The organism is Shinella sp. (assembly GCF_035998705.1).
GTDB lineage: Bacteria > Pseudomonadota > Alphaproteobacteria > Rhizobiales > Rhizobiaceae > Shinella.
Map to the genome: position 1 here is coordinate 290,276 of NZ_DASYHH010000022.1, position 26,558 is coordinate 316,833.

Genomic DNA, 26,558 nt, shown 5'->3' on the forward strand with positions numbered 1-26,558 from the left:
CCTTCCGGTTGTCCGGTCTCTGCTTCGTGCCGGGGCCTCGCGATGCGCGTGCGGCCCCGGCGCGTTCTGGTATGCCTCAGCGGATCGCCAGGCCCTTGTCGTCGAAACGATGGATGCGGCCCTCTTCCGGCGTCAGATAGACGGTGTCGCCATGGGTGACGGGGAAATCGCCGCCGGCGCGGATCGTCATCGTGCCGATATTCTCGACATGCACGTGCAGGAAGGTGTCGGAGCCGAGATGTTCGGCGACACCGACGACGCCCTTCCAGCTGCCGCTCTCCTTGGAGAGCTTGACGTGCTCCGGGCGGATGCCGACGGTCGGCGCATTCCACGGCGTGGCGGCCTCGCCCTTTACAAAGTTCATGCGCGGCGAGCCGATGAAGCCGGCGACGAAGAGGTTGTCCGGCTTGTTGTAGAGATCGAGCGGCGAACCGACCTGCTCGATATTGCCGGCATTCAGCACAACGATCTTGTCGGCCATGGTCATGGCTTCCACCTGGTCGTGGGTGACGTAGATCATCGTGGTCTTCAGCTGGTGGTGCAGCTCGCTGATCTCGAGCCGCATCGTGCCGCGCAGGGCCGCGTCGAGGTTCGACAGCGGTTCGTCGAAAAGAAAAGCCGACGGTTCACGCACGATCGCCCGGCCGATGGCCACGCGCTGGCGCTGACCGCCGGAAAGCTGGCCCGGACGGCGTTCGAGATAGTTGGTGAGGTTCAGCACGCGGGCGGCCTCCGTCACCTTCTTGTCGATCGCCTCGGGGCTCATCTTCGCCATCTTCAGCGGGAAGGCGATGTTGTTGCGCACGCTCATATGCGGATAGAGCGCGTAGGACTGGAACACCATGGCAAGCCCGCGTTTTGCCGGCGCCTCCCCGGTGACGTCGCGGCCGTCGATCTCGATGACGCCGCTGGTGGTGTCTTCCAGGCCGGCGATGAGGCGCAGCAGCGTGGACTTGCCGCAGCCCGACGGGCCGACGAAGACCACGAACTCGCCGTCCTCGATGGTGAGGTCGATGCCCGGAATGACCTGCGTCGCGCCGAACGACTTGTTGACTTTCTTCAGAATGATCTTGCCCATGATGGCTCCTCCCCGATCCTGGTCTTTACTTCACGGCGCCGAAGGTCAGGCCGCGGACAAGCTGCTTTTGCGAAAACCATCCCATGATCAGGATGGGGGCGATGGCGAGTGTCGAGGCTGCCGAGAGTTTCGCCCAGAACAGGCCCTGCGGGCTCGAGAACGAGGCAATGAAGGCGGTCAGCGGCGCGGCGTTCGTCGTCGTCAGGCGGATCGTCCAGAAGGCCTCGTTCCAGGCAAGGATGATGTTGAGCAGCATGGTGGACGCAATGCCCGGCACCGCCATCGGCGTCAGCACGTAGACGATCTCGCCCCAGAGCGATGCGCCATCCATGCGGGCTGCCTCCAGGATTTCACCCGGAATTTCGCGGAAGTAGGTGTAGAGCATCCAGATGACGATCGGCAGGTTGATCATGGTCAGCATGACGGTGAGGCCGATGCGGCTGTCGAGCAGGCCGAAGTCGCGGAACAGCAGGTAGATCGGCACCAGCACGGCGACGGCCGGCATCATCTTGGTCGAGAGCATCCACATCAGGATGTCCTTGGTCTTGGCGGTCGGCGAAAACGCCATCGACCAGGCCGCCGGTACGGCGATCAACAGCGCCAGCAGCGTCGAGCCGAGCGCCAGGATCACGGAGTTCAGGAAGAACTTGAAGTAGTTGCTCTGCGCCTGCACGGCCTGGTAGCTCTCGACCGTGCCCGACGGGATGATGTTGAAGCCCTGGATGGCCTCGGTCTCGGATTTGAAGCTCGTGATGATCGTATAGAGGATCGGGAAGAAGATGATCAACGCGACGATCCAGGCGGCGATGGTGAAGACGACGGTTCTTCTGGTCGAAACGGCTCTAGCCATGATCTATCTCCCTACTTGTCCAGGTTCTTGCCGACGGCGCGCATCAGGAAGAAGGCGACGATATTGGCGAGGATGACGGCGATGATGCCACCGGCGGAGGCTCCGCCGACGTCGTAGCCGAGAAGGGCCGTGCGGTAGATCAGGAACGGCAGGTTGGTGGACGCATAACCCGGTCCGCCATTCGTCGTGACGAGGATTTCCGCATAGACGCCGAGCAGGAAGATCGTCTGGATGAGGATGACGACCGTGATCGAGCGCGCGAGATGCGGCACCGTCAGGTAGATGAAACGGGAAACGAAGCCGGCGCCATCCATCTCGGCCGCTTCCTTCTGCTCGCCGTCAAGCGATTGCAGCGCGGTCAGCAGGATGAGGGTGGCGAAGGGCAGCCATTGCCAGGCGACGATGATGATGATCGAGAACAGCGGGTATTGCGCAAACCAGTCGACGGGCTGGAAACCGAAAAACCGGTTGATGTCGGCGAGCACCCCGTAGCCCGGATGCATGATCATGTTCTTCCAGACGAGGGCCGCCACCGGCGGCATGACGAAGAACGGCGAGATGATCATGATGCGCACGATCCCCTGCCCCCACATCGGCTGGTCGAGCAGCAGCGCAATCCCGATACCGCCGATCACCGTGATCAACAGCACCCCACCGACGATCAGCAGCGTGTTCCAGATCGACTGGAAGAAGGCCGGATCGGTATAGAAATACTGATAGTTGAACAGCCCCGCCCAGCTGACATTCGCCGGGTTCAGGAGATTGTAGTTTTGGAACGAAAACCACAGCGTCATCGCCAATGGCACGATCATCCAGATCAACAGCAACCCCACCGAGGGCGCCAACATCATCCGCGCCAAACCGCGCGTGTTCTCCGTCGCCATTGTCGTGACCTCCCATTTCGCCGGCCGCTCCCCGCGCCGGACAGGCATCGCATCCATATTGGATAGAGCCCGAGTGCCGTTGTCACACGTTTTTTACAGTTCCGGCGCGGAATGGCCGCGCCGGATGCAAAGACCCCGTTTTCGGCTGCCCGGAACGCATCCGGGCAGCCTGTCCTTGGGGAGGAGGTTTACTTGATGTAGCCGGCGCGGGTCATTTCGCGGGTCGTGACCTGCTGTGCCTGGGCGAGCGCGTCGTCGACCGTCATCTGGCCGGCAAGGGCTGCCGAGAAGAGCTGGCCGACCGTCGTGCCGAGACCCTGGAATTCAGGGATGGCCACGAACTGCACGCCGACATAGGGCACCGGCTTGACGGCCGGGTTCTTCGGATCGGCGGCATCGATCGAGTCGAGCGTCATCTTGGCGAACGGAGCCGCCTTCTGGTACTCGGCGTTTTCATAGAGCGACTTGCGCGTGCCCGGAGGCACGTTTGCCCAGCCTTCCTTCTCGGCGACAAGAGCGGCATAGTCCTTGCTGGTTGCCCAGGCGATGAACTTTTCTGCCGCTTCGGTCTTCTGCGAGCCTGCCGGGATGGCGAGGTTCCAGGCCCAGAGCCAGTTGCCGCGCTTGCCGAGGCCCGTGTCGGGAGCCAGAGCGAAACCGACCTTGTCGGCGACCGTCGATTCCTTCGGGTTCGTCACGAAGGATGCGGCCACCGTGGCGTCGATCCACATGCCGCACTTGCCCTGCTGGAAGAGCGCCAGGTTCTCGTTGAAGCCGTTGGAGGACGCGCCCTGCGGGCCGGCGTCGTTCATCAGCTTGACGTACATGTCGAGCGTGTTCTTCCATTCCGGCTGGTCGAACTGCGGCACCCACTTCTCGTCGAACCAGCGCGCGCCGAAGGCGTTGGACGTGGCGGTCAGGAACGCCATGTTCTCGCCCCAGCCGGCCTTGCCGCGAAGGCAGATGCCGTTGATGCCGGCCGCGCGGTCGGTCATCTTGCGGGCCGCTTCACCGATGAACTCCCAGGTCGGCGCGTCGGGCATGGTGAGCCCGGCCTTTTCGATCAGGTCCTTGCGGTACATGACCATCGAGCTTTCGCCGTAGAAAGGTGCTGCATAGAGCTTGCCGTCGTCGCCGGTCAGACCGGCGCGAATGGCCGGCAGCAGGTCATCGACGTCGTAGTCGGCCCCGAGATTGTCGAGCGGCACCAGCCAGCCCTGCTTGGCCCAGATCGGAACCTCGTAGGTGCCGATCGTCATGATGTCGTACTGACCGCCCTTGGTCGCGACATCGGTCGTAACGCGCTCACGCAGCACGTTTTCCTCGAGCGTGACCCACTCGAGCTGAATGTCCGGGTTCTTTGTCGTGAAGACTTCCGTCAACCCCTGCATGCGCACCATGTCGCCGTTGTTGACGGTGGCGATGGTCAGCGTTTCGGCGTTGGCGATACCGCACAGCAGAGCAGCCGAGCTAACGCCCAGCAGAAGGGTTCTCAAATTCATCATCTTCCTCCCAGAAGGGTTTTGAGCATTTGCTTCGCTCATGAGCAATTACCCATAAATTGCCATGATAAGTCAACGCGAATCGTTGCTGCACCGCACAAAGCGGAGCAACGTCCATTGAATTTCATGGGCAATTTCTGTGTGGAGACGCGTTAAGCTCAGGCCGAAAGCAGGTGGCGTGCCGTCGATTCGTCGGTGATGACGCCGTTGATCATGCCGCCGCGCAGCGCCGAAAGCAGGGCGAGGTGCTTGCGCTTGCCCTTGGCAAGCCCGATCACCGTCGTCGTTTCACGCGGCGGCAGCGGCACGGAGGCGACGCGCTCGTTGATGCTGTTGTCGAGCAGCTTGCCATCGCGGTCGAACATCCAGCCGCAGATCTCGCCCGCGGCGCCCTCCTCCATCAGCCGCGCCATTTCCTCCGGATCGAGGAAACCGTCGAGGCAGAGCGGTGCATCCGCGCCGAGTTCGCCGATACCGACGAAGGCGACGTCCGCCTCGCGGCCGAGCCGCAGCGTGGACTGCACGAGGCTCTGCTTGTGCAGCAGGTCGCGCTCCTCGGTGGAGGAGACGAGCACCGGAAGCGGCATCGGATAATGCCGCGCCTTCACCGCATCGGCCATGGAGAAGATGACGTTGTAATAGGCGGCCGACCCGTCCGGGCCGATATTGCCGGTCAGCGACATGATGCGGTGTTGCGGACATTCCATCGTCGGCAGCTGGTCGATCGCCGCCTTCAGCGTGCGCCCGGTACCGACCGCCAGCACGATCGGCTCGGTCTTCTTCAGCCAGCGCTCGATTTCCGCCGCACCCGCTTCGGCAATGCCGATCGTCGTGGAGGAGGAGCCCGGATCGCTCGGCACGATATCGACATGCACCAGGCCGAATTTCCTGCGCAGCGCTTCGCCCAGTTCCAGGCATTCGGCGATCGGATGGTCGAGCCGCACCTTGATCAGCCGCTCGGCGACAGCGAGCGACACCAGGCGCTGTGCCGACTGGCGGGAAATACCCATCGCGGACGCGATCTCGTCCTGCGTGCGGCCCGCGACGTAATAGAGCCACCCGGCCCTCGCCGCATCGTCCAGCCGCCCGGCTGTCTCCGTCCGCTTCGCCATGGTTTTCCCCGATTGTTTCAAACGATTTGCTGCATCTTTTCACGTCCCCTGTCAAACGTCACATCATGCCGCAGCAAGAACAGCCTTCGGCAGGCCTGAGCGCCGGCAGGTCGAAAACATAACTCGAAATCTCATGTTTTCCCGAGCTGAACCGCCTGGGAAACCGGGCTTTTCCCGCAAAATTTACCGTTTGATAAAAAAATAAACCTGAGTTACCGTTCGCGCATTCAAAAGCCCACTCGAATGGGAGAATAACATGGGAACGACGCAATCTGGGATTCATCGGGGCCGGCTCGCGCCTGCCGAGTATGACGCGAACTTTTCCGACCTCCATCCGCGCCTCGACGATCACGAGGCGCTGGTCGCGGCCGACCGCTGCTACTTCTGTCACGACGCGCCGTGCATGACGGCCTGTCCCACCTCCATCGACATTCCGCTGTTCATCCGCCAGATCTCGACCGGCAACCCGATCGGCTCGGCCAACACCATCTTCGACCAGAACATTCTGGGCGGCATGTGTGCCCGCGTCTGTCCGACCGAGACGCTGTGCGAGCAGGCCTGCGTGCGCAACACCGCCGAACACCGCCCCGTCGAGATCGGCCGCCTGCAACGCTACGCCACCGATGTGGCAATGACGCAGAACAAGCATTTTTACGAGCGCGCAGCACGAACAGGCAAGGCGATCGCCGTCGTCGGCGCCGGCCCGGCAGGTCTCGCAGCCGCCCATCGCCTGGCCATGAACGGCCATGACGTCGTCATCTTCGATGCGCGCGAAAAGGCCGGCGGCCTCAACGAATACGGCATCGCCACCTACAAGGCGGTCGACGACTTCGCGCAGAAGGAAGTCGATTACGTGCTGGCGATCGGCGGCATCGAGGTGAAGAACGGCCTGAAGCTCGGCCGCGATTTTTCGCTCGCCGACCTCACCGCCAATTTCGACGCCGTCTTCCTCGGTATGGGCCTTGCCGGCGTCAACGCCTTGCGCGCCGAGGGCGAGACGCTCCCGGGCGTCGTCGACGCCGTCGATTTCATCGCGGAACTGCGCCAGGCCGAAGACAAGGCCGCCATTCCCGTCGGCCGCCGCGTCGTCGTCATCGGCGGCGGCATGACGGCGGTGGACGCCGCCGTGCAGGCGAAACTGCTCGGCGCGGAGGAAGTGACCATCTGCTACCGCCGCGGCAAGGAGCATATGAACGCCTCCGAGTTCGAGCAGGACCTCGCCGCCTCCAAGGGCGTGATGATCCGCCACTGGCTCCAGCCGAAGCGGGTCATCGCCAAGGACGGCCATGTCGCCGGCATCGAGGTGGAATATACCGAGATGCGCGACGGCGCGCTTACCGGCACCGGCGAGACCGGCGTGCTCGCCGCCGACCAGATCTTCAAGGCGATCGGCCAGACCTTCGAAGCCTCCGGCCTCGGCTCGCTGGCGATGAGCGGCGGACGGATCGTCATCGACTCCGAAGGCCGCACCTCCACCGCCAATGTCTGGGCGGGCGGCGACTGCGTGAAGGCCGGCGAGGACCTGACGGTCACCTCGGTCGCGCAGGGGCGCGATGCCGCCGATTCGATCAACCGCATGCTGGCCGCCGGTGCGCAGCCCGCCTTTGCCGTCGCTTGAGGGAGATGAGACATGGCTGATCTTCGCAACAACTTCGTCGGCATCAAGTCGCCCAACCCGTTCTGGCTTGCCTCGGCGCCGCCGACCGACAAGGCCTACAATGTCGAGCGCGCCTTCAAGGCGGGCTGGGGCGGCGTGGTCTGGAAGACGCTCGGCGAGGAAGGCCCGCCGGTCGTCAACGTCAACGGCCCGCGCTACGGCGCGATCTGGGGCGCCGACCGCCGGCTGCTCGGCCTGAACAATATCGAGCTCATCACCGACCGCGACCTCTACACCAACCTGCGCGAGATGAAGCAGGTCAAGATGAACTGGCCGGACCGGGCGCTGATCGCCTCGATCATGGTACCCTGCGAGGAGGAGAGCTGGAAGGCGATCCTGCCGCTGGTGGAAGAGACCGGCGCGGACGGCATCGAGCTCAACTTCGGCTGTCCGCACGGCATGTCCGAGCGCGGCATGGGTGCCGCCGTCGGCCAGGTGCCGGAATATATCGAGATGGTCGTGCGCTGGTGCAAGCAGTACACGCGCATGCCGGTCATCACCAAGCTGACGCCGAATATCACCGACATCCGCAAGCCCGCCCGCGCCGCCAAGGCCGGCGGTACCGACGCCGTGTCGCTGATCAACACGATCAACTCGATCGTCTCCGTCGACCTCGACAATTTTGCCCCGAACCCGACGGTCGGCGGCAAGGGCACCCATGGTGGCTATTGCGGCCCGGCTGTAAAACCGATCGCGCTCAACATGGTGGCCGAGATCGCCCGCGATCCGGAAACCTACGGCATGCCGATCTCCGGCATCGGCGGCATCACGACCTGGCGCGACGCGGCGGAATTCCTCGTTCTCGGCGCCGGCAACGTGCAGGTCTGCACGGCGGCGATGACCTACGGCTTCAAGATCGTGCAGGAGATGATCACCGGCCTGTCCGACTGGATGGACGCCAAGGGGCACCGCGATCTCGACGACATCTGCGGCCGCGCCGTGCCCAATGTCACCGACTGGCAGTATCTCAACCTCAACTACATCGCCAAGGCCAAGATCGACCAGGACGCGTGCATCAAATGCGGCCGCTGCCACATCGCCTGCGAGGATACCTCGCACCAGGCGATCACGCAGTTCGTCAACGGTGTCAGGCACTTCGAGGTGATGGAGGACGAGTGCGTCGGCTGCAATCTCTGCGTCAACGTCTGTCCGGTGGAAAACTGCATCACCATGGTCGGCCTCGAACCCGGCGTGCTCGACCAGCGCACCGGCAAGCCCGTCGACCCGAATTACGCCAACTGGACGACGCACCCGAACAACCCGATGGCCAGAGAGGCCGCGGAGTAAAACAACGGCCGGGGTGTCGAGCCCCGGCCGTTTTTTCCAGTTTCACCTCGCCCGGCTGCCGCGATCTCAGCGGTTGCCGAATTTTGCGGCAGCATGTGGCAAGTACCACAAATGCCCCCGTTGGCACGGAGCGTGCCATTACGATGCTGCGGCAAGAAACCGCGTTGCCTGGCTCTCAAACTATCCTGAGAGCAGCAAGGTCGCCGTTTTCAAGAAAGGCCAAATTCGCTTCGATTTTCTCAACGGGCCAATCCCACCAAGCAATATCGAGAAGTTCGCGGATCGTCTCGGTGGGATAGCGCATCCGAATGACCTTGGCTGGGTTTCCTCCAACAACTGCGTAAGGTGGAACGTTGCGAGCAACGACCGACGCAGCAGCGACAATCGCGCCTGCACCGATTTGCACCCCCGGCATAATCGCTGCGTCATGGCCAATCCATACGTCGTGCCCGACCACGGTATCTTTCACCGGCAGGTCTTTGTAGCCGAAGGTCTCGGGTTTGAAGATGCGAAATGGATAGGTTGTGAAGCCTTTCATCGGATGATTGGCTGAACTTGTGATAAAATAACTTCCCCGAGCGATCTGGACAAATTTGCCGATTATTAGCCGCTCGTGGACGCTATGCCCCAGATAGGGTGCGAGTATTTTGGCAGTGTCTTCTGGCTTCCCAGAGTGAGTGAAATAGCTGTATTCGCCGATCTCCATGCGCGGATGGCTTATAACGTTCTTCAGGTAGACGGTGTCGCGATAAAGCGTTCCGTCCGGCAGGGTGATTGGATGAGTTGCATTCGCGTCGAGAAGAGGCATCAGGAATACCGTTCAGAACAAAGCCAGCACAGCTGGATGACCGATGCTAGTTCCCAAGAGAGAGGGAATCCATCGCGCAATCCAAATACTTTCATGAGTAATTTGAATAGCGATGGGCTTAACCCTTCTAGGGACCCCCGGCCATGCAAACTCACCCGAAGAGGCTGAAACTCTGCCCCGCGCTGTAGGCCAGCAGCGCCAACCCGGCGAAATAGACGATCGTCAACACGACCATCACGTAGCCGCCCAGCACCACCAGCCCGTCACGCTGCGAAATGCCGGCGGCGAGCAGCAGGATGGCGACGCCGGGGAGCGTGTTGGAGAAGGGGATGAGGCCGAGCGGCGCCATGAGCAGCAGACCCGCACCCATCAGCACCAGCCCGTTGACGCGGTTCATTACGGCACCGGAGGTAAGCCCGATCAACCGCGGCTTGAAGAAGCGGTCGATCTTGCGCAGGAACTTGACGCCGCGCTCCAGCACAGGCCTGAGCTTGCCGCTTTCCAGGCGGCGGTCGGCGACCTTTTGCGGCAGCCAGGGCAGCCGGTTCAGCGTGATCGCCGCGCTGATCAGCACGATGCCGGCACCGAACACCGTCGACACACCGGGAATCGAGACCGGAAACAGGAACGGCAGCGACAGGAAGGCACAGAGCAGCAGCAGCCCGCTTTCCCCCATCATCGACAACAGGTCGCGCAGCGTGATGTGCTCGCCCTTGATCGCGTGGATGATGTCTTCGAGCAATTCGCTCGTCTTGCGGTCCGTATCCCTGAAGCCGATAGCCATCGTCTTTGTTTTTCCTTTGCTGTTGCGCCGGGATATGGGCGAAGAATTGCGGCTTTCCTGTGTGGGGTGGCGCGCCTTCGCGTACCGGTCTATGACCCGACCGCGCCGCAGACAATAGGGTGATTTTCTTGACGAAGCGTATGCCCGCCCGGGTGGGCCTTTCCGATCATGCCAAGGGCCGTGAAAAGCTCAAGGGCCACCTCGCCATGCTGCTTTTCGCCGTGTTGATCGCCGGCTCCTTCTCTTTCGGCGGGCTGGCGGCGCGCTACATGGAAGCCGAGCCGCTGACGCTCTGGCGCTACATGCTGACCATCGTCGTGATGGCCGCACTCGCCTTCGGCGTCTTCAAGATGCCGGCCGTGTGGCCGAAGGAAGTGTGGCGCTTCGTCCTGCTCGGCGGCCTCATCGCCATCTACATGCTCACCATGTTCACGGCGCTGGAATTCACCAGCCCCATCGCCACCGGCGCCGTCTTCACGCTGATGCCGCTGCTGAGCGCCGGCTTCGCGCTCCCCGTCCTGGGTCAGAAGACACGGCCGGGCGTGCTCGCCGGCCTCCTCATCGCCGCCGCCGGCGCGATCTGGGTGATCTTCCGCGGCAATATCGACGCCATCCTCGCCTTCGATATCGGCACCGGCGAGATGATCTTCTTTGCCGGCGTCATCTGCCATGCGCTCTACGTGCCGCTGATCCGCCGCTTCGACCGCGGCGAACCGGCGGTCGCCTTCGGCTTCTGGGTCACGGTCGGCGCCGCCCTGTGGCTGGTGCCGCCCGGCATCCGCGGCCTTCTGGAGACGGATTTTTCCGCCCTGCCCTTTGCCGTCTACGCCGCCGTCACCTACCTGGCGGTGGTCACCACGGCCGTCACCTTCCTGCTCCTGCAATATGCCTCGATGCGCCTGCCGGCCTCGAAGGTGCTCGGCTACGGCTATCTGACGCCGAGCTTCATCATCCTGCTCGAAGGCCTGCTCGGCCATGGCTGGGCGAGCCTGCCGGTCGCAGCCGGTGCGCTGGTTACGGCCTGCGGTCTCGCGCTGATGGCCTTCCTGCCCGACTGAATTTTTTCAGGAACGATCCGCCGGCTCATGCGTTGCGGCCCCGTTGGGGCGCACCATGACTATCGACGGAGCGCATATTTTGAAGCGATTTGACATCATAGATGGCATGCGGGGCTACTTTCTCGTCTTCATGCTCATCAACCACCTGATCTTTGTCGGGGGCTACTGGATGATGGAGGTAAACCATCGCCAATTCGCCTTTGTCGAAGACGCGCAGGGCTTCGTCTTCCTGTCCGGCCTGCTGATCGGCATGGTCTATGCGCGCAAGATGCTGAAATACGGCTACGATACCGGCCGCCAGCTCATCCGCAACCGCGCCTTCGAACTCTACCGCTACGCCATGGGCACGGTCATGGTGGTGCTCTTCGTGCAGATGTTCCTGCCCGATGCCTACAGGCTCTGGTACAACTGGCTCGGCACGACCAATTTCGACGAGCCGCTCAGGCTGGCGGCGATCGCCACCTTCCTGTTCCAGCCGACCTTCATGGATATCCTGCCGCAATATATCGTCTACATGCTGTTTGCGCCGCCGCTCGTCTGGCTGTGCCTGCGCGGAAAATGGGCGCATGTGCTGGCGGGCTCGCTGATCGTCTGGATGGCGGCACAGCTCGGCCTGCAACGCTTCGTCACCGATCCGCTTCACACCATCTTCACCGGCTCGGACGGCCAGGGCATCCGCACGAGCTTCAACCTCCTCGGCTGGCAGATCGTCTTCTTTTCCGCGCTGGTGATCGGCGCGCTGACGGCGCAGGACAAGATCGATTGGGAGCGCATCTTCTCGCCGGAAAAGACGCTGCTGCCGAAGGCGGCACTCGCCATCTGCCTGTTCTTCCTGCCGCTGCGCATCGTCACGGCGTGGGATCTGCTGCCGCAATCCGTGCTCGACAAGTTCGCCACGATGGAGATCCGCGCGGATTTCGGCCCGGTTTATCTGATCAACTTCGTTGCCGTCGCGGTGGGCCTCACCTGGCTGCTGATCGCCGGACCGAAACATCACAATCTGTGGGTCCGCAAGCTGGCGGGCGGCATCACCGCCGTCTTCACGCTGCGCTTCCTGCGCCTGCTCGGCCGCCATTCGCTGCAGGTCTATGTCTGGCACGTGGCCATCGTCTATGCCGTCTATTATGCAGACGGCCGCACGCCGGAACTGTCACAGCTGACCAAGACGATGATCGCCGTCACCGGCATCGCGCTTCTCGCCCTTCCCGCCCTCTGGCGCGAACGCGAGGAGATCGCCGCCAGCCTGTTCGGCACGGCGAAGGCGGACCCCAGCAAAGGAAACTAGAGCATTTCCAGCCGAAGCGGCATCGCTTCGGCGCCGGATAATGCGGCGAAAACAGAAGCCTAGAGCACTTCCGGTGAACCGGAGTTCACCGGAAGTGCTCTAGGCCGGCTGCTCGCTGACATGCAGGCCCGTCAGGAAAAGCTGTTCGAGGAAACGCGCCGCATCCTCGAACCGCCCCTCGCCGGCCTGGTCCTGCCCCAACACGGCGCGCACCTGCACGTCGAAGTCGGCATAGTGCTGGGTGGTCGACCAGATCGAGAAGATCAGATGGTAGGGGTCGCATTTGGCGATCTTGCCCGCCTTAGCCCAGACACGGATGACCTCCGCCTTCTCGTCGACGAGTGACTTCAGCGGTCCCTTCAGCTCGTCCTCGATATTCGGCGCACCTTGCAGGATTTCATTCGCGAAAAGCCGGCTTTCGCGCGGGAAATCCCGCGCCATTTCGAGCTTGCGGCGAATGTAGCTGCGGATTTCCGAGACCGGATTGCCCTCCGCGTCGAATTCGCGCAGCGGATCGAGCCAGGTGTCCAGCACCCGGGTGATCAGCGCCCGGTGCATCGCCTCCTTGGTACGGAAATAATAGAGCAGGTTCGGCTTGGACATGCCGGCCACTTCGGCGATCTGGTCGACGGTGGCGCCGCGGAAACCATGGAGCGAAAACACCTCCAGCGCCGCCTCGAGGATCTGCTCCTCCTTCGCCTCCTGGATGCGCGTGCGCCGCTGTGTCCTGGCCGCCCTCGGTAATGCCATCGTGCTCCCCTCGGCCTTGACCGTCGATCCGGAAAAGTGCCGCCAAATTCACCAGTTTAACCAGCTGCCAATTTCTGGGCGCACGCCGAAGCTTTTTGGTTTTTCGGCTTGAGTGCCGCAACGGAAGCTGTAATGTTTACCAACCGGTCAAATTATCAGACAGTTATCAAGCAAAGGCAACTGCTGATCGGAAGGCGCATAAAAACAACCGCGCCGCCAGCCGGTGGGAACGATAGTGGGCGTGAAGCCCGAAGACGTGGGAGCACAAGACATGGCCGCACCCGGCGAGAACATGCGCGTCAACGCGGACCGCCTGTGGGATTCCCTCATGGACATGGCGAAGATCGGCCCCGGCATTGCCGGCGGCAACAATCGCCAGACGCTGACCGATTCCGACGCGGAGGGCCGTCGCCTCTTCCAGACATGGTGTGACGACGCCGGCCTCGCCATGGGCGTCGATACGATGGGCAACATGTTCATGACGCGCGAGGGCACGGACCCGGAAGCGCTGCCCGTCTACATCGGCTCGCATCTCGACACCCAGCCAACCGGCGGCAAATATGACGGCGTGCTCGGCGTGCTCGCCGGCCTGGAAGTCGTACGCTCGATGAACGATCTCGGCATCAGGACGAAACACCCGATCGTCGTCACCAACTGGACGAACGAGGAAGGCGCGCGCTTCGCCCCCGCCATGCTCGCCTCCGGCGTCTTCGCCGGCGTGCACAGCCAGGATTACGCCTATGCCCGCAAGGACCCGGACGGAAAAACGTTTGGCGATGAGTTGAAGCGCATCGGCTGGATCGGCGACGAAGAGGTCGGCGCGCGCAAGATGCACGCCTATTTCGAATATCACATCGAACAGGGGCCGATCCTCGAAGCCGAGAAGAAGGACATCGGCGTCGTCACCCACTGTCAGGGCCTGTGGTGGCTGGAATTCACGCTGACCGGCCGCGAGGCGCATACCGGCTCGACGCCGATGGCGATGCGCGTCAATGCCGGGCTCGCCATGTCGCGCATCCTCGAAATGGTGCAGACCGTCGCCATGGAAAACCAGCCGGGCGCCGTGGGCGGTGTCGGCCAGGTGTTCTTCTCGCCGAATTCCCGCAACGTACTGCCGGGAAAAGTCGTCTTCACCGTCGATATCCGCTCGCCGGACCAGGCGAAGCTGGACGGAATGCGCGCCCGCATCGAGGCGGAAGCGCCAAAAATCTGCGAAGCGCTCGGCGTCGGCTGTTCCGTCGAGGCCGTCGGCCATTTCGACCCTGTGACCTTCGATCCGACACTGGTCGCGACCGTGCGCAAGGCCGCCGAAGACCTCGGCTACAGCCACATGAACCTCATCTCCGGCGCCGGCCACGACGCCTGCTGGACCGCCCGGGTGGCTCCCTCCACGATGATCATGTGCCCCTGCGTCGACGGCCTCTCGCACAACGAGGCGGAAGACATTTCGAAGGAATGGGCCGCCGCGGGTGCAGACGTACTGCTGCATGCGGTGATCGAGACGGCGGGGATTGCGGAGTGAGTGCGGCCGTTGCCCCCGATGACGCAGCGGCGGATGAAAGCGGGAAGGCGACGATCGAGTATTCTTTCATCATGCGCGTGGAAGGTCTTTCTCAACCGGAAATTGACCATTTCGTCGCCGGGATTGACGGCTGGAGGATAAAACCGGGCTCTGACGAGGTCTTCCTTTACCCGCAAGGCGAACCAGATTTCGATGGAAACGCGGGCGAGTACCTTCATGACGTCTTCTCCCGTCATGAAAAATTGTTCGAGGAGGCAGCCCGGACCGGTACATCCCGCAAGATCGATCTTGCAATCTATTTCGATGCAAACCGGATCGCTGCGATTTGCCCGACGTTCGACGCAGTTGTCATCCGACGTCTGGCGGATCTGAACTTTTCGCTAGTCGTCTCAGTGTTTCCGAGCAGCTTTGAAGACGATGAAGGAACGGAAGAATGAGCACAGTCATCAAGGGCGGAACCGTTGTCACCGCCGACCTCAGCTACAAGGCGGACGTCAAGGTCGAGGGTGGGAAGATCGTCGAGATCGGGCCGGACCTTTCCGGCGACGAGGTGCTGGATGCGGCGGGCTGTTATGTCATGCCGGGCGGCATCGATCCGCATGTGCATCTCGAAATGCCCTTCATGGGCACCTATTCGGCCGACGATTTCGAAAGCGGCACGCGCGCCGGCCTTGCCGGCGGCACGACCATGGTCGTCGATTTCTGCCTGCCCGATCCCGGCCAGTCGCTGCTCGATGCGCTGAAGCGCTGGGACAACAAGTCGACCCGCGCCAATTGCGACTACTCCTTCCACATGTCCGTCACCTGGTGGGGCGAGCAGGTCTTCGATGAGATGAAGGCCATTGTCGAAGAGAAGGGCATCAACACCTTCAAGCATTTCATGGCCTACAAGGGCGCGCTGATGGTGAACGATGACGAGATGTTCGCCTCGTTCCAGCGCTGCGCCGCCCTCGGCGCGCTGCCGCTCGTGCATGCGGAAAACGGCGACGTCGTCGCCGCCATGCAGACGAAGCTGATGGACGAGGGCAACAACGGGCCGGAAGGCCACGCCTATTCGCGCCCACCCTCCGTCGAGGGAGAGGCGACGAACCGCGCCATCATCATCGCAGACATGGCAGGCAGCCCGCTCTATGTGGTGCACACCTCCTGCGAACAGGCGCACGAGGCCATCCGCCGCGCCCGGCAGAACGGCATGCGGGTTTACGGCGAGCCGCTGATCCAGCACCTGACGCTCGACGAGAGCGAATATTTCAACAAGGACTGGGACCATTCCGCACGCCGCGTCATGAGCCCACCCTTCCGCAACAAGCAGCACCAGGATTCACTCTGGGCCGGCCTTGCGAGCGGCTCCCTGCAGGTGGTCGCGACCGACCATTGCGCCTTCACCACGGACCAGAAGCGCACCGGCGCCGGCGATTTCCGGAAAATCCCGAACGGCACCGGGGGCCTGGAAGACCGCATGCCGATGCTCTGGACCCATGGCGTCAACACCGGCCGCCTGACCATGAACGAGTTCGTGGCGGTGACCTCGACCAACATCGCCAAGATCCTCAACGTCTATCCCAGGAAGGGTGCGATCCTCCCCGGCGCCGATGCGGATATCGTCGTGTGGGACCCGAAGCGCTCGAAAACCATCTCCGCCAAGAGCCAGCAATCCTCGATCGACTACAACGTCTTCGAGGGCAAGAAAGTGGTGGGCCTGCCGCGCTATACGCTGACGCGCGGTGTGGTGGCCATCGAGGAAAGCACCGTGAAGACCCGCGAGGGCCATGGCCAGTTCGTCAAGCGCGAGCCCTTCACGGCGGTCAACAGGGCGCTGTCGACATGGAAGGAAATCACCGCGCCGCGCAAGGTGGAACGCAGCGGCATTCCGGCGAGCGGCGTCTGATGCGTCCCGGCCACCTTCCCGCCCTTCTCTTCGGCATCGCGCTCGCCGGCCCGGCAGGGGCGGCGGCCGACATCGTCGATGGCAGCTACGGCGACGCGGAAGGCTGCCACTATGCCGAGACCGGCGAATCCTCCGGCGCGGATCTCTTCTTCCTGCTGAACAAGGACGGCGTCACCACGGCGGCCTCCTATTGCGAATTCAAGGGTGAAGCGAAACAGGTGGGCGGTGCCACGGTGGTGCCGGCGGAGTGCCATGAGGAAGGGTACGAGGAGACGACACCCCACGAACTGACACTCACGCCGGACAATGGCGGCTACACGATCAGCTTTCCGGACGGCACGCGCTGGGGACCGATCATGCGGTGCAAGAAATGAGCGTTGCGGGGCGCAGACATACCCCTCTCTGTCCTGCCGGACATCTCCCCCTCAAGGGGGGAGATCGGCTGGGAGTACGCTCCTCACCTCATGGAAGACAAGCCGGTTGCCGCGAGCGAAGCATTGCCGTTTCGGGAAACCGATGCCGTCTTCCGATCTCCCCCCTTGAGGGGGAGATGTCCGGCAGGACAGAGGGGGGTGTCTTCCCCCGCCGCCTAAACCACAACCAGCGCCTCGAGATGCGGCAGAAGCACCACGCTCTCCTGCTCGTGCGGATCTGTCCGGGCGATGACCGCCGAGGCCGGCTGGTCGGAGAGATTGGCGGGAAGGTGCGGCACGCCGGCGGGGATGTAGAACATCTCGCCCGCCTTGACGATGACGTGGTTCTCCAGCCGCTCGCCGTACCAGGTATGCGCCTCGCCGGAGAGCATGTAGATCGCCGTCTCGTGGCTCTCGTACATGTGCGCTTTCGCCCGGCCGCCGGGTGGGATGGTCAGGAGATGCATGCAGATGCCGGACGCGCCCACGCTCTCGCGGGCGATGCCCTCGAAATAGCTGAACCCCTGCTTGCCGTCATAGGTGCCGCCCGGGCGCACCACCCGGCATTCGGCCTTCATTTCCGTCGTCATCATGCTGCCCCCCGTGAGATTTCCGTGCCCAAAGTGATAATGAAGACAATGCCGATTGCAATGGCGAGAGTGGACATGCAGTCTACCGAAAACCGCGCCGTGACGAGCGCCGAAAGATGACAAGCATGGCCGCCAGTTCCCCGTCCGATACCGTCGTTACCGCCAAAGGGCTCGGCCTCACCTTCGAGACCGCCGATGGTCCGGTCAATGCGCTGACGGGTGTCGACCTCACGGTCGAAAAGGGCGATTTCGTCTCCTTCATCGGCCCCTCCGGCTGCGGCAAGACGACGTTCCTGCGCGTCATCGCGGATCTCGAAAAGCCGACCTCCGGCACGATCACCATCAACGGCCTCTCTCCTGAAGAGGCGCGTCGACGCCGCGCCTACGGCTACGTCTTCCAGGCGGCGGCACTCTATCCCTGGCGCACGATCGAGAAGAACATCGCGCTGCCGCTGGAAATCATGGGCCATTCCCGCGACGAGCAGAAGGCGCGGGTCGCGCGCACGCTCGATCTCGTCAATCTTTCCGGCTTCGAGAAGAAATATCCCTGGCAGCTTTCCGGCGGCATGCAGCAGCGGGCGTCGATTGCCCGCGCGCTCGCCTTCGACGCCGACCTGCTCTTGATGGACGAACCCTTCGGCGCCCTCGACGAGATCGTGCGCGACCATCTGAACGAGCAGTTGTTGAAGCTCTGGGAGCGCACGAACAAGACGATCTGTTTCGTCACGCACTCCATCCCCGAGGCCGTCTATCTGTCGACGAAGATCGTGGTGATGAGCCCCCGCCCCGGCCGCGTCACGGATATCATCGAATCGCCGCTGCCGAGGGAGCGCCCGCTCGACATCCGCGAGACGCCGGAATTCCTCGAAATCGCCCACCGGGTGCGCGAGGGCCTGCGCGCTGGCCACAGCTACGAGGAGCACGCCTGATGAAGCTGCCCTATGTGCTCTGGCTCTTCGCCGCGACCGCCGTCTTCATCGGCGCCGCCACGTCGTCGCGCGCCTATATCGGCACCACGAACCTCCTCTACCTGCTGCTCTCGATGACGCTCTACATCGTCGGCAACCTGATGATGCTGAAACTGATGCGCGAGGGCGGGCTGGGCCTTGCGGTGTCGCTGTCCGCCATCACCCAGCTTTTCCTCATCAACATCATCGCCTTCCTGTTCTTCGGCGAACGGCTGAGCGGCACGCAGCTTGCCGGCGTCGCTCTCGGCATCGTCGCCATGGGCCTCATGCTGATGCCCTCCCCGGCCAGGAGCTGAGCATGGAACGGGCCAGCTTCCTTCGCGACCGCCTGCTCCCCATCGGCACCGTGCTGCTTGCCCTCCTGGCACTCTGGTATGTCTTCGCCGTCGTGCTGAACGCGCCCTTCGAGCGCGACCAGGCGGCGCGCGCCGGCGGAACGATCGGCTTCATGGAACTGCTGCCGAAGACGATGGCGCAGGAGCGGCCGGTGCTGCCGGCACCGCACCAGGTCTTTGCCGAGCTGTGGGATACGACCGTCAACAAGGCGATCACCTCCAAGCGCAGCCTCGTCTATCATTCGTGGATCACGCTCTCGGCAACGCTGCTCGGCTTCTCGATGGGCGCCGTGCTCGGCATCCTGCTCGCCATCGGCATCGTGCACAACCGCGCCATGGACCGCTCGCTGATGCCCTGGGTCGTCGCCAGCCAGACAATCCCGATCCTCGCCATCGCGCCCATGATCATCGTGGTGCTGAACGCGGTGGGCATTTCCGGCCTGATGCCGAAGGCACTGATCTCGACCTATCTGTCCTTCTTCCCCGTCGTCGTCGGCATGGTGAAGGGGCTGCGCAGCCCCGAGCAGATCCAGCTCGACCTGATGCACACCTACAATGCCTCGCCCGCACAGACCTTCTGGAAACTGCGCTGGCCGGCGTCCATGCCGTATCTCTTCACCTCGCTGAAGGTGGCCGTCGCCATCTCGCTCGTCGGCGCCATCGTCGGCGAACTGCCGACGGGTGCCGTCGCCGGCCTCGGCGCGCGCCTGCTGGCGGGCTCCTATTACGGCCAGACAGTGCAGATCTGGGCGGCGCTTTTCATGGCGGCAGCGGTCGCGGCACTGCTCGTCATCGTCGTCGGCTTCGCCCATGGCCTCGTCCTCAAACGCATGGGGGTACGGGCATGAACCTCTCCGTCCTCTTCGCTGCCATCGTCTTCTGGCTTGCCGCCTGGGCCTTCAACGAGTGGCTGGTGCGCCGGAAATTCGTGACCCCAGCCGCCGATCGCGCCGCGCGCATCGCCGTGCCGCTGGTCTTCGGCGCCACCATCCTCGTGCTGTGGGAAGGCATCGTGCGGGGCTTCAACGTGCCCTCCGTGCTGCTGCCGCCGCCGAGCATGATCTGGCTGCGGCTGATCAATTCCGTGCCGACGCTCTGGGCGGATTTCCGCCAGACGTTCCTGAAGTCCGTGCTGGTCGGTTATGCGCTCGGCTGCGGCCTCGGCTTCCTCGTTGCGATCCTCATCGACCGCTCGCCTTTCCTGCAAAAGGGCCTGCTGCCGCTCGGCAATTTCGTCTCGGCGCTGCCGGTCATCGGCGTGGCCCCCATCATGGTCATGTGGTTCGGCTTCGACTGGCAGTCGAAGGTCGCGGTCGTCGTCATCATGACCTTCTTCCCCATGCTGGTGAACACCGTCTCCGGCCTTGCCGCGACGAGCCACATGGAGCGCGACCTGATGCGCACCTATGCGGCCGACTGGTTCCAGACGCTGGTGAAGCTCCGCCTTCCCGCCGCCTGGCCCTTCATCTTCAATGCGCTCAAGATCAACTCGACGCTCGCGCTGATCGGCGCGATCGTCGCCGAATTCTTCGGAACGCCCATCGTCGGCATGGGGTTTCGCATCTCCACGGAAGTGGGCCGCATGAATGTCGACATGGTTTGGGCCGAAATCGCGGTCGCCGCGGTGGCTGGCTCCGCCTTCTACGGGGTGGTCGCGCTCATCGAGCGGATCGTCACGTTCTGGCACCCGTCTGTCCGTGGTGGGCAGGCGTAACAAAAAGAAAGAGGGAACTGACATGAAAACGAAGATCGCATCGCTGCTTTTGGCAAGCGCCTTCTCGCTTGCCGCGTTCCAGGCGCACGCTGCCGACAAGGTGACGCTCCAGCTGAAATGGGTCACCCAGGCCCAGTTCGCCGGCTACTACGTCGCCAAGGACAAGGGCTTCTACGAAGAAGAAGGCCTCGACGTCGAGATCAAGCCGGGCGGCCCGGATATCGCGCCCGCGCAGGTGATCGCCGGTGGCGGTGCCGACGTCGTGGTCGACTGGATGCCGTCCGCGCTCGCTACCCGCGAAAAGGGCGTGCCGCTCGTCAACATCGCCCAGCCGTTCAAGTCTTCCGGCATGATGCTGACATGTCTCAAGGAATCCGGCGTCACCGGCCCGGAAAACTTCAAGGGCAAGACGCTCGGCGTCTGGTTCTTCGGCAACGAATATCCGTTCCTCTCCTGGATGGCGCACCTGAAGATCCCGACTGACGGCGGCCCGGACGGCGTGACCGTGCTCAAGCAGGGCTTCAACGTCGATCCGCTGATCCAGAAGCAGGCCGCCTGCATCTCCACCATGACCTACAACGAATACGGCCAGGTACTCGACGCCGGCATCAAGCCGGAGGACCTGATCACCTTCAAATATGAGGACCAGGGTGTCGCCACGCTCGAAGACGGCCTCTACGTGCTGGAAGACAAGCTCACCGACCCGGCCTTCAAGGAGAAGATGGTCAAGTTCGTGCGCGCCTCCATGAAAGGCTGGAAATACGCCGAGGCGAACCCGGACGAAGCCGCCGACATCGTGCTCGAAAACGATACGACCGGCGCCCAGACCGAGGCGCACCAGAAGCGCATGATGGGCGAAGTCGCCAAGCTGACGGCCGGCTCCAACGGCGCGCTCGACGAGGCGGACTACAAGCGCACCGTCGCCTCGCTGCTCGCCGGCGGTTCCGACCCGGTCATCTCCAAGGAGCCGGAAGGCGCCTGGACGCATGCGATCACGGACGAAGCGCTGAAATAGTCGGACCTCTCAGGCCAAACGACGTGCGGGGTCTCGGCCCCGCACGTTTCGTTTAAGGCCCGGAAAACCTGCGACAGTGCGCCGCGATTGCCATGGAAATGCCAAACGTATAAAATAATGAGGCACCATACCGTTACCTCTTGCAAGGGTGACGGACGCCGATTACATACACCCATCAGTTGGAACCTGGAGAGGTCGCGAAGCCGTTTCCATGTCTGCCAATCTGCTCGGGAACAGCATAAGTCCGGCAAGAACGTAAAAAGAACGCCCGGACCTCGATCGTAAAGTCATGCTTTTGGGAAAGTTCGGCCTATGGCTTCTGGACACAGGAACGTCCTCTTTTTATCCGTCGCCGCTTTCATGACGGTCCATCCGATCGTGCTATTCGCCGCCGATGCGGCAACGACCGACGCCGCCGCCACGCAGCAGGTGCAGAACTTGCCCGCCATCGTCGTCACCGGCGCTGAAACGCGCGCAATCGTCGATCGCGTCATCGCGACCGGTTCGGTGCAGGCGGTCGAGGAAGTCTATGTGACGCCGCTCGTCGACGGCCTTTCCATCCGCACGCTTGCCGCCGATGTCGGCGATACGATCGCCGCCGACGGCACGCTCGCCACGCTGAACGACGATGCGCTGGTGCTGGAAAAGAGCCAGACCGAAGCCTCGCTCGCCAAGGCGAGAGCAGCCCTCGCCCAGATCAAGGCGCAGCTCGTCGAGGCGAAGGCCAATGCCGACGAGGCCATCCGCGTCCGTGAACGCGCCCAGAAGCTCGTCAAGTCCGGCTCGCAGTCGCAGGCCGCAGCCGACCAGGCGCTGGCCGCAGCCGACGCCGCACTTGCCCGCGTCAAGTCCGCCGAACAGGCGATCACCGTTTCCGAGGCCGACATCACGGTGGCCCAGTCCCAGATCGACGACATCGACCTGAGGCTCGCCCGCACGGCGGTGAAGTCGCCGGTCGCCGGCTTCGTTGCCGCGCGCACGGCGAAGATCGGCGCGATTGCCAGCGGTGCCGCCTCGCCGCTCTTCACCGTCATTCGTGACGGCGAGATCGAGCTGAAGGCCGACGTTTCGGAAGACGGCATCCTCAAGCTGGCGCTCGGCCAGAAGGCGACGGTGACGCTCGCCGGCGGTGCCGCCAAGCTGACCGGCACGATCCGCCTTATCGAGCCGACGCTCAATCCCGACAGCCGTTTGGGCCGCGTCTATATCCGCTTCGACGAGCCCGGCAAGGCACGCGCCGGCATGTTTGCCAGCGCCGAGATCATCGTTGAGGAGCACGACGGCATCGTCCTGCCGCTGTCGGCCATCACGACGGCGGATGGCAGGACGGTGGCCCGCAAGGTCGAGAACGGCGTCGTCAAGCTGGTGCCGGTGGAGACCGGCATCCAGGACGGCCAGGTGATCGAGATCGTCAGCGGCCTTGCCGCCGGCGACGAGGTGGTGGCCAAGGCCGGTGCCTATGTTCGCGATGGCGACCGGGTCAATCCGGTGCATGCCGAACAGGCTTCGGCCACGAAATGACGTGAAGGCTCCCGGTTAGCGGGAGGCAATGCCGGGCGGGGGCGCCCGGTGGAAATGACGGGTGACCCGGGATGGGGCCGGCAACCTGAACACCGTCTGGTCTCTTATCGAGGACTTTGGGGACATGAACTTTTCAGCTTGGTCCATTCGCAATCCGATTGCGCCGCTGCTCGCGTTTTTCCTGCTGATGTTCGTCGGCATCCAATCCTTTTATGCGCTGCCCATCACGCGCTTCCCCAATATCGACGTGCCGGTCGTCGCGATCAGCGTGACACAGAGCGGTGCGGCCCCTGCGGAACTCGAATTGCAGGTCACCAAGGAGATCGAGGACGCGGTCGCCGGCATCGAAGGCGTCGATGACATTACCTCGACCGTCACCGACGGCAGCTCCGTCACATCCGTACTGTTCGAGATCGAAAAGCCGACGAACCAGGCGCTTCAGGACGTCAAGGACGCGATCGACCGCATCCGGAGCGACCTGCCGGCCTCGATCGAAGAGCCGGTCGTCACCAAGATCGACGTGGAAGGCCAGGCGATCCAGACCTTTGCCGTCTCCTCGCCCAACATGACGCTGGAAGAGCTCTCCTGGTTCGTCGACGACAAGGTGAAGCGCGCCTTGCAGGGCCAGGCCGGCATCGGCAAGATCGACCGCTACGGCGGCGCAGACCGCGAGGTGCGCGTCGACCTCAACCCGGACAAGCTGGAATCCTTCGGCATCACCGCTGCCGATGTCAGCCGCCAGATCCGCAACATGAATGCCGATGTCGGTTCGGGCCGCGGCCAGATCGCCGGCGCCGAACAGGCGATCCGCGTGCTCGGCGATGCCCGCTCCGTCGAAAAGCTCAACAACACGATGGTGGCGCTGGCGAACGGTCGCTTCGTGCGGCTTTCGGAACTCGGCACCGTCACCGATACCTATGAAGACCCGCGCTCCTTCTCGCGCTTCAACGGCAATCCGGTCGTCACCTTCGCGGTCTTCCGCTCCAAGGGCGCCAGCGAAGTGACGGTCGCGGAATCCGTCGCCAAATCGCTGGACAAGGTGCGCACGCAGTTCCCGGATGTCTCGATCCAGCTGGTCGACGACGCCGTCTACTTCACCTACGGCAATTACGAAGCGGCCCTCCACACGCTGATCGAAGGCGCGCTGCTCGCCGTCATCGTCGTGCTGATCTTCCTGCGCAACTGGCGGGCGACGCTGATTTCCGCCGTGGCGCTGCCGCTCTCTGCGATCCCGACATTCTTCGTCATGGACCTGCTCGGCTTCTCGCTGAACCTCGTCTCGTTCCTCGCGCTGACGCTGGCAACGGGCATCCTCGTCGACGACGCGATCGTGGAGATCGAGAACATCGCGCGGCATATCCGCATGGGCAAGACGCCCTACCGCGCCGCGATCGAAGCTGCCGACGAAATCGGCCTCGCCGTCATCGCGACGACCTTCACCATCATCGCCGTCTTCGTGCCGGTCTCCTTCATGCCGGGCATTCCGGGCCAGTATTTCATCCAGTTCGGTCTGACGGTGGCGGTCGCGGTGTTCTTCTCGCTTGCGGTGGCACGCCTGATCACGCCGGTCATGGCGGCCTATCTCATGCGCTCCGGCGATGCTGACGGCCATGGCGAGGAGAAGGAAGGCGCGTTCATGCGCGGCTACACCTGGCTGGTCAGCAAGACGACGGGCAAGTGGTACGCCCGCTATGCGACCCTGCTCGCGGCCATCGCCTTCCTGATCGGTTCGGTCATGCTGCTCGCCACCGTGCCCGGCAGCTTCCTGCCGCCGGAAGACGCGTCGCGCGTCGTGCTTTCCGTCGAACTGCCGCCGGATGCGATGCTGGAGGATACCGACCGAACGACCACGCAGATCTTCGAGCGGGTCAAGGACATCAACGGCGTGGAAAGCGTCTTCGTGCTCGGCGGCTCCTCGCCGAAGGGCGACCTGGAACTGCGCCGCGCCTCGGTGACGGTCATCCTCGACAAGCTCGAACATTCGCTCGTCCACAAGCTGGTGAACGATGTCGCCGGTCGTATTCCGGTGATCGGCCCCTATCTGCCGAAGGTCGAGACGACGGGCCGCTTGCGGCCGCAGTGGGATATCGAGAAGGAACTCTTCGCGACGCTGCGCGAGATTCCCGACGTGCGCATCATCAAGCTCAACGACCGCGGCGAGCGCGACCTGGCGTTCAACCTTCTTTCCAACAACGAGGCGGACCTCAACAACACCGTCGCCGTGCTGGAATCCAAGCTGCGCGCCGATCCGGTGCTATCGAATGTCAGCTCGGAAGGCTCACTGCAGCGGCCGGAACTGCAGATCCGCCCGCGCGACGACCAGATGGCCCGCCTCGGCATCACGACGGCGCAGATCTCCGAAGTGGTGCGCGTCGCCACCATCGGCGATATCGACGCACAGTTGAGCAAGGTCTCGCTTGACGACCGGCTGATCCCGATCCGCGTGCAGGTCGACCGCAGCTTCCGCACCGACCTCGCCGCCATCCGCAACCTGAAGGTCCAGGCGGCGAACGGCCAGGTCGTGCCGCTCTCCACCGTGGCCGACATCGACTATTCGGAAGGCCCGAGCTCCGTGAAGCGGCATAACCGCAACCGCGTCGTCCAGATCGGTTCCGACCTTCAGCAGGGTGTAGCGCTCGATACGGCCAGCGCCCGCTTCAAGGAGATTGCCTCCAGCATCGATATGCCGCCCACCGTGCAGTTCGCCGAAAGCGGCGATGCGGAAGTTCAGGCGGAAATGCAGCAGTCCTTCGGCAATGCCATGCTGCTCGGCGTGCTGCTCGTGCTGATGGTGCTGATCCTGCTGTTCAAGGACGTCATCCAGCCCTTCACCATCCTGTTCTCGCTGCCGCTCGCGATCGGCGGCGTGGCAGCGGGCCTGATCCTGACGCAGAACGCGCTCTCCATGCCCGTCCTCATCGGCATCCTGATGCTGATGGGCATCGTGACGAAGAACGCCATCCTGCTCGTCGACTTCGCCATCGAGATGATGCACCACGGCATGGACCGCGTGGAGGCGATGATCGAGGCCGGCCGCAAGCGCGCCCGCCCGATCATCATGACCTCCATCGCCATGTCGGCCGGCATGCTGCCCTCCGCACTCGGCGTGGGCGAAGGCGGCTCGTTCCGCTCGCCGATGGCGATCGCGGTGATCGGCGGCATCATCGTCTCGACGGTGCTGTCGCTCGTCGTCGTGCCATCCTTCTTCCTGATCATGGACGACGTCTCGCGCTTCCTCGGCTGGCTCGTCGGCCGCTTCGTCGGCAAGAAGGACGACGAATTGCTGGCCATGGAGCCGGAGGCGCTGACCCGCCTTGCCGACCAGACCGCCCGCGACGTCTCCGACCTCGAAAAGCGCATCGAGACGCTGGAGAAGAAGAACGGCGAGCGAAAACCGTTCAGCGTGGTGCATCACTCGACGCTCGCCGCGGAATGAAACAAACGGCCGGTTCGAACCGGCCGTTTTTGTTTTCATTGATCGAAATCAAGTCGGACTTGCCTGCCCTCGCCTATCGTCCTCGCATCAAAAAGCGAGAC

The 26,558-nt window shown here is 63.3% G+C and carries 24 protein-coding genes; 15 read left to right on the top strand and 9 right to left on the bottom strand.

Annotated features, from left to right (window positions below; genetic code table 11):
- Positions 1 to 76: 76 nt before the first annotated feature.
- The 5 genes from VGN93_RS18105 to VGN93_RS18125 all read right to left on the bottom strand — a co-directional run bounded on the left by VGN93_RS18105 (position 77) and on the right by VGN93_RS18125 (position 5,426).
- Positions 77 to 1,078, bottom strand: a complete 1,002-nt coding sequence (locus tag VGN93_RS18105; protein WP_319323979.1) for an ABC transporter ATP-binding protein — start codon at positions 1,076 to 1,078, stop codon at positions 77 to 79.
- Between the two features lie 25 nt (positions 1,079 to 1,103).
- A complete protein-coding gene (locus VGN93_RS18110) occupies positions 1,104 to 1,928 on the bottom strand; it encodes a carbohydrate ABC transporter permease (protein WP_327508545.1) in 825 nt (274 codons plus the stop codon).
- Positions 1,929 to 1,939: 11 nt separating this feature from the next.
- Positions 1,940 to 2,812 carry a sugar ABC transporter permease gene (locus VGN93_RS18115; RefSeq protein WP_327508546.1) on the bottom strand — a complete coding sequence of 291 codons (873 nt, stop codon included), beginning with the start codon at positions 2,810 to 2,812 and terminating at the stop codon, positions 1,940 to 1,942.
- A gap of 188 nt (positions 2,813 to 3,000) precedes the next feature.
- Positions 3,001 to 4,314, bottom strand: coding sequence for a sugar ABC transporter substrate-binding protein (locus VGN93_RS18120; RefSeq protein WP_327508547.1), 1,314 nt, complete (start codon positions 4,312 to 4,314; stop codon positions 3,001 to 3,003).
- A 158-nt stretch (positions 4,315 to 4,472) separates the two neighbouring features.
- Entirely contained in the window at positions 4,473 to 5,426 is a 954-nt protein-coding gene (locus VGN93_RS18125; protein WP_327508548.1) for a sugar-binding transcriptional regulator, read from the bottom strand.
- Positions 5,427 to 5,682: 256 nt separating this feature from the next.
- Here VGN93_RS18125 and VGN93_RS18130 point away from each other — a divergent pair, with 256 nt between their 5' ends.
- Both VGN93_RS18130 and preA read left to right on the top strand, forming a co-directional pair.
- Positions 5,683 to 7,044 carry an NAD(P)-dependent oxidoreductase gene (locus VGN93_RS18130; protein WP_327508549.1) on the top strand — a complete coding sequence of 454 codons (1,362 nt, stop codon included), beginning with the start codon at positions 5,683 to 5,685 and terminating at the stop codon, positions 7,042 to 7,044.
- Between the two features lie 12 nt (positions 7,045 to 7,056).
- Positions 7,057 to 8,370, top strand: coding sequence for an NAD-dependent dihydropyrimidine dehydrogenase subunit PreA (preA, locus tag VGN93_RS18135; RefSeq protein WP_327508550.1), 1,314 nt, complete (start codon positions 7,057 to 7,059; stop codon positions 8,368 to 8,370).
- A gap of 175 nt (positions 8,371 to 8,545) precedes the next feature.
- Here the strand turns inward: preA and VGN93_RS18140 are convergent, their stop codons facing one another.
- Positions 8,546 to 9,178: a CatB-related O-acetyltransferase gene (locus tag VGN93_RS18140; RefSeq protein ID WP_327508551.1), complete on the bottom strand. Its 633-nt coding sequence runs from the start codon at positions 9,176 to 9,178 to the stop codon at positions 8,546 to 8,548.
- A gap of 151 nt (positions 9,179 to 9,329) precedes the next feature.
- Entirely contained in the window at positions 9,330 to 9,962 is a 633-nt protein-coding gene (locus tag VGN93_RS18145) for an exopolysaccharide biosynthesis protein (protein ID WP_319321339.1), read from the bottom strand.
- Between the two features lie 128 nt (positions 9,963 to 10,090).
- Here VGN93_RS18145 and VGN93_RS18150 point away from each other — a divergent pair, with 128 nt between their 5' ends.
- Together VGN93_RS18150 and VGN93_RS18155 are read left to right on the top strand one after the other, a co-directional pair.
- On the top strand, positions 10,091 to 11,020 hold the full coding sequence (locus VGN93_RS18150) for a DMT family transporter (protein WP_327508552.1): 930 nt from the start codon (positions 10,091 to 10,093) through the stop codon (positions 11,018 to 11,020).
- A 79-nt stretch (positions 11,021 to 11,099) separates the two neighbouring features.
- Positions 11,100 to 12,305 (top strand): OpgC family protein, encoded by a 1,206-nt coding sequence (locus tag VGN93_RS18155; RefSeq protein WP_327508554.1) that lies wholly within the window; start codon positions 11,100 to 11,102, stop codon positions 12,303 to 12,305.
- A gap of 99 nt (positions 12,306 to 12,404) precedes the next feature.
- On the opposite strand, the gene VGN93_RS18160 is transcribed toward VGN93_RS18155, so the two are convergent.
- On the bottom strand, positions 12,405 to 13,055 hold the full coding sequence (locus VGN93_RS18160; protein WP_327508555.1) for a TetR family transcriptional regulator C-terminal domain-containing protein: 651 nt from the start codon (positions 13,053 to 13,055) through the stop codon (positions 12,405 to 12,407).
- Positions 13,056 to 13,326: 271 nt separating this feature from the next.
- Here VGN93_RS18160 and VGN93_RS18165 point away from each other — a divergent pair, with 271 nt between their 5' ends.
- From VGN93_RS18165 to VGN93_RS18180, 4 genes are read left to right on the top strand one after another with little or no spacing between them, the layout of a single operon-like run.
- Positions 13,327 to 14,577 (top strand): Zn-dependent hydrolase, encoded by a 1,251-nt coding sequence (locus VGN93_RS18165; RefSeq protein WP_327508556.1) that lies wholly within the window; start codon positions 13,327 to 13,329, stop codon positions 14,575 to 14,577.
- Complete coding sequence (locus VGN93_RS18170) at positions 14,574 to 15,014, top strand: hypothetical protein (protein WP_327508557.1); 441 nt, start codon at positions 14,574 to 14,576, stop codon at positions 15,012 to 15,014. The genes VGN93_RS18165 and VGN93_RS18170 overlap by 4 nt, the downstream gene beginning before the upstream one ends.
- Complete coding sequence (gene hydA / locus VGN93_RS18175; protein ID WP_327508558.1) at positions 15,011 to 16,465, top strand: dihydropyrimidinase; 1,455 nt, start codon at positions 15,011 to 15,013, stop codon at positions 16,463 to 16,465. Before VGN93_RS18170 ends, hydA begins: the two co-directional genes overlap by 4 nt.
- On the top strand, positions 16,465 to 16,839 hold the full coding sequence (locus VGN93_RS18180; protein ID WP_327508559.1) for a hypothetical protein: 375 nt from the start codon (positions 16,465 to 16,467) through the stop codon (positions 16,837 to 16,839). The genes hydA and VGN93_RS18180 overlap by 1 nt, the downstream gene beginning before the upstream one ends.
- Positions 16,840 to 17,054: 215 nt before the next feature.
- Here VGN93_RS18180 and VGN93_RS18185 read toward each other — a convergent pair whose 3' ends face one another.
- Positions 17,055 to 17,468 carry a cupin domain-containing protein gene (locus tag VGN93_RS18185; RefSeq protein WP_327508906.1) on the bottom strand — a complete coding sequence of 138 codons (414 nt, stop codon included), beginning with the start codon at positions 17,466 to 17,468 and terminating at the stop codon, positions 17,055 to 17,057.
- 125 nt (positions 17,469 to 17,593) lie between these two features.
- Between VGN93_RS18185 and VGN93_RS18190 the strand changes: the two genes are divergently transcribed.
- From VGN93_RS18190 to VGN93_RS18220, 7 genes are all read left to right on the top strand, one after another.
- Positions 17,594 to 18,397 carry an ABC transporter ATP-binding protein gene (locus VGN93_RS18190; RefSeq protein WP_414714104.1) on the top strand — a complete coding sequence of 268 codons (804 nt, stop codon included), beginning with the start codon at positions 17,594 to 17,596 and terminating at the stop codon, positions 18,395 to 18,397.
- Entirely contained in the window at positions 18,397 to 18,732 is a 336-nt protein-coding gene (locus VGN93_RS18195; protein WP_256121084.1) for a hypothetical protein, read from the top strand. The genes VGN93_RS18190 and VGN93_RS18195 overlap by 1 nt, the downstream gene beginning before the upstream one ends.
- A gap of 2 nt (positions 18,733 to 18,734) precedes the next feature.
- Complete coding sequence (locus tag VGN93_RS18200) at positions 18,735 to 19,619, top strand: ABC transporter permease (protein WP_327508561.1); 885 nt, start codon at positions 18,735 to 18,737, stop codon at positions 19,617 to 19,619.
- Complete coding sequence (locus VGN93_RS18205) at positions 19,616 to 20,485, top strand: ABC transporter permease (RefSeq protein ID WP_327508562.1); 870 nt, start codon at positions 19,616 to 19,618, stop codon at positions 20,483 to 20,485. The genes VGN93_RS18200 and VGN93_RS18205 overlap by 4 nt, the downstream gene beginning before the upstream one ends.
- Before the next feature lie 22 nt (positions 20,486 to 20,507).
- Positions 20,508 to 21,500 carry an ABC transporter substrate-binding protein gene (locus VGN93_RS18210; RefSeq protein WP_327508563.1) on the top strand — a complete coding sequence of 331 codons (993 nt, stop codon included), beginning with the start codon at positions 20,508 to 20,510 and terminating at the stop codon, positions 21,498 to 21,500.
- A gap of 360 nt (positions 21,501 to 21,860) precedes the next feature.
- Complete coding sequence (locus VGN93_RS18215) at positions 21,861 to 23,021, top strand: efflux RND transporter periplasmic adaptor subunit (RefSeq protein ID WP_414714124.1); 1,161 nt, start codon at positions 21,861 to 21,863, stop codon at positions 23,019 to 23,021.
- Between the two features lie 124 nt (positions 23,022 to 23,145).
- A complete protein-coding gene (locus VGN93_RS18220) occupies positions 23,146 to 26,457 on the top strand; it encodes an efflux RND transporter permease subunit (protein ID WP_327508565.1) in 3,312 nt (1,103 codons plus the stop codon).
- Positions 26,458 to 26,558 lie beyond the last annotated feature (101 nt).

Coding starts and splice junctions, on each gene's coding strand:
- VGN93_RS18105 (WP_319323979.1), bottom strand. CDS start 1,078: ATGGGCAAGATCATTCTGAAGAAAGTCAACAAGTCGTTCGGCGCGACG.
- VGN93_RS18110 (WP_327508545.1), bottom strand. CDS start 1,928: ATGGCTAGAGCCGTTTCGACCAGAAGAACCGTCGTCTTCACCATCGCC.
- VGN93_RS18115 (WP_327508546.1), bottom strand. CDS start 2,812: ATGGCGACGGAGAACACGCGCGGTTTGGCGCGGATGATGTTGGCGCCC.
- VGN93_RS18120 (WP_327508547.1), bottom strand. CDS start 4,314: ATGAATTTGAGAACCCTTCTGCTGGGCGTTAGCTCGGCTGCTCTGCTG.
- VGN93_RS18125 (WP_327508548.1), bottom strand. CDS start 5,426: ATGGCGAAGCGGACGGAGACAGCCGGGCGGCTGGACGATGCGGCGAGG.
- VGN93_RS18130 (WP_327508549.1), top strand. CDS start 5,683: ATGGGAACGACGCAATCTGGGATTCATCGGGGCCGGCTCGCGCCTGCC.
- preA (WP_327508550.1), top strand. CDS start 7,057: ATGGCTGATCTTCGCAACAACTTCGTCGGCATCAAGTCGCCCAACCCG.
- VGN93_RS18140 (WP_327508551.1), bottom strand. CDS start 9,178: ATGCCTCTTCTCGACGCGAATGCAACTCATCCAATCACCCTGCCGGAC.
- VGN93_RS18145 (WP_319321339.1), bottom strand. CDS start 9,962: ATGGCTATCGGCTTCAGGGATACGGACCGCAAGACGAGCGAATTGCTC.
- VGN93_RS18160 (WP_327508555.1), bottom strand. CDS start 13,055: ATGGCATTACCGAGGGCGGCCAGGACACAGCGGCGCACGCGCATCCAG.
- VGN93_RS18165 (WP_327508556.1), top strand. CDS start 13,327: ATGGCCGCACCCGGCGAGAACATGCGCGTCAACGCGGACCGCCTGTGG.
- hydA (WP_327508558.1), top strand. CDS start 15,011: ATGAGCACAGTCATCAAGGGCGGAACCGTTGTCACCGCCGACCTCAGC.
- VGN93_RS18180 (WP_327508559.1), top strand. CDS start 16,465: ATGCGTCCCGGCCACCTTCCCGCCCTTCTCTTCGGCATCGCGCTCGCC.
- VGN93_RS18185 (WP_327508906.1), bottom strand. CDS start 17,468: ATGACGACGGAAATGAAGGCCGAATGCCGGGTGGTGCGCCCGGGCGGC.
- VGN93_RS18190 (WP_414714104.1), top strand. CDS start 17,594: ATGGCCGCCAGTTCCCCGTCCGATACCGTCGTTACCGCCAAAGGGCTC.
- VGN93_RS18195 (WP_256121084.1), top strand. CDS start 18,397: ATGAAGCTGCCCTATGTGCTCTGGCTCTTCGCCGCGACCGCCGTCTTC.
- VGN93_RS18200 (WP_327508561.1), top strand. CDS start 18,735: ATGGAACGGGCCAGCTTCCTTCGCGACCGCCTGCTCCCCATCGGCACC.
- VGN93_RS18205 (WP_327508562.1), top strand. CDS start 19,616: ATGAACCTCTCCGTCCTCTTCGCTGCCATCGTCTTCTGGCTTGCCGCC.
- VGN93_RS18210 (WP_327508563.1), top strand. CDS start 20,508: ATGAAAACGAAGATCGCATCGCTGCTTTTGGCAAGCGCCTTCTCGCTT.
- VGN93_RS18215 (WP_414714124.1), top strand. CDS start 21,861: ATGACGGTCCATCCGATCGTGCTATTCGCCGCCGATGCGGCAACGACC.
- VGN93_RS18220 (WP_327508565.1), top strand. CDS start 23,146: ATGAACTTTTCAGCTTGGTCCATTCGCAATCCGATTGCGCCGCTGCTC.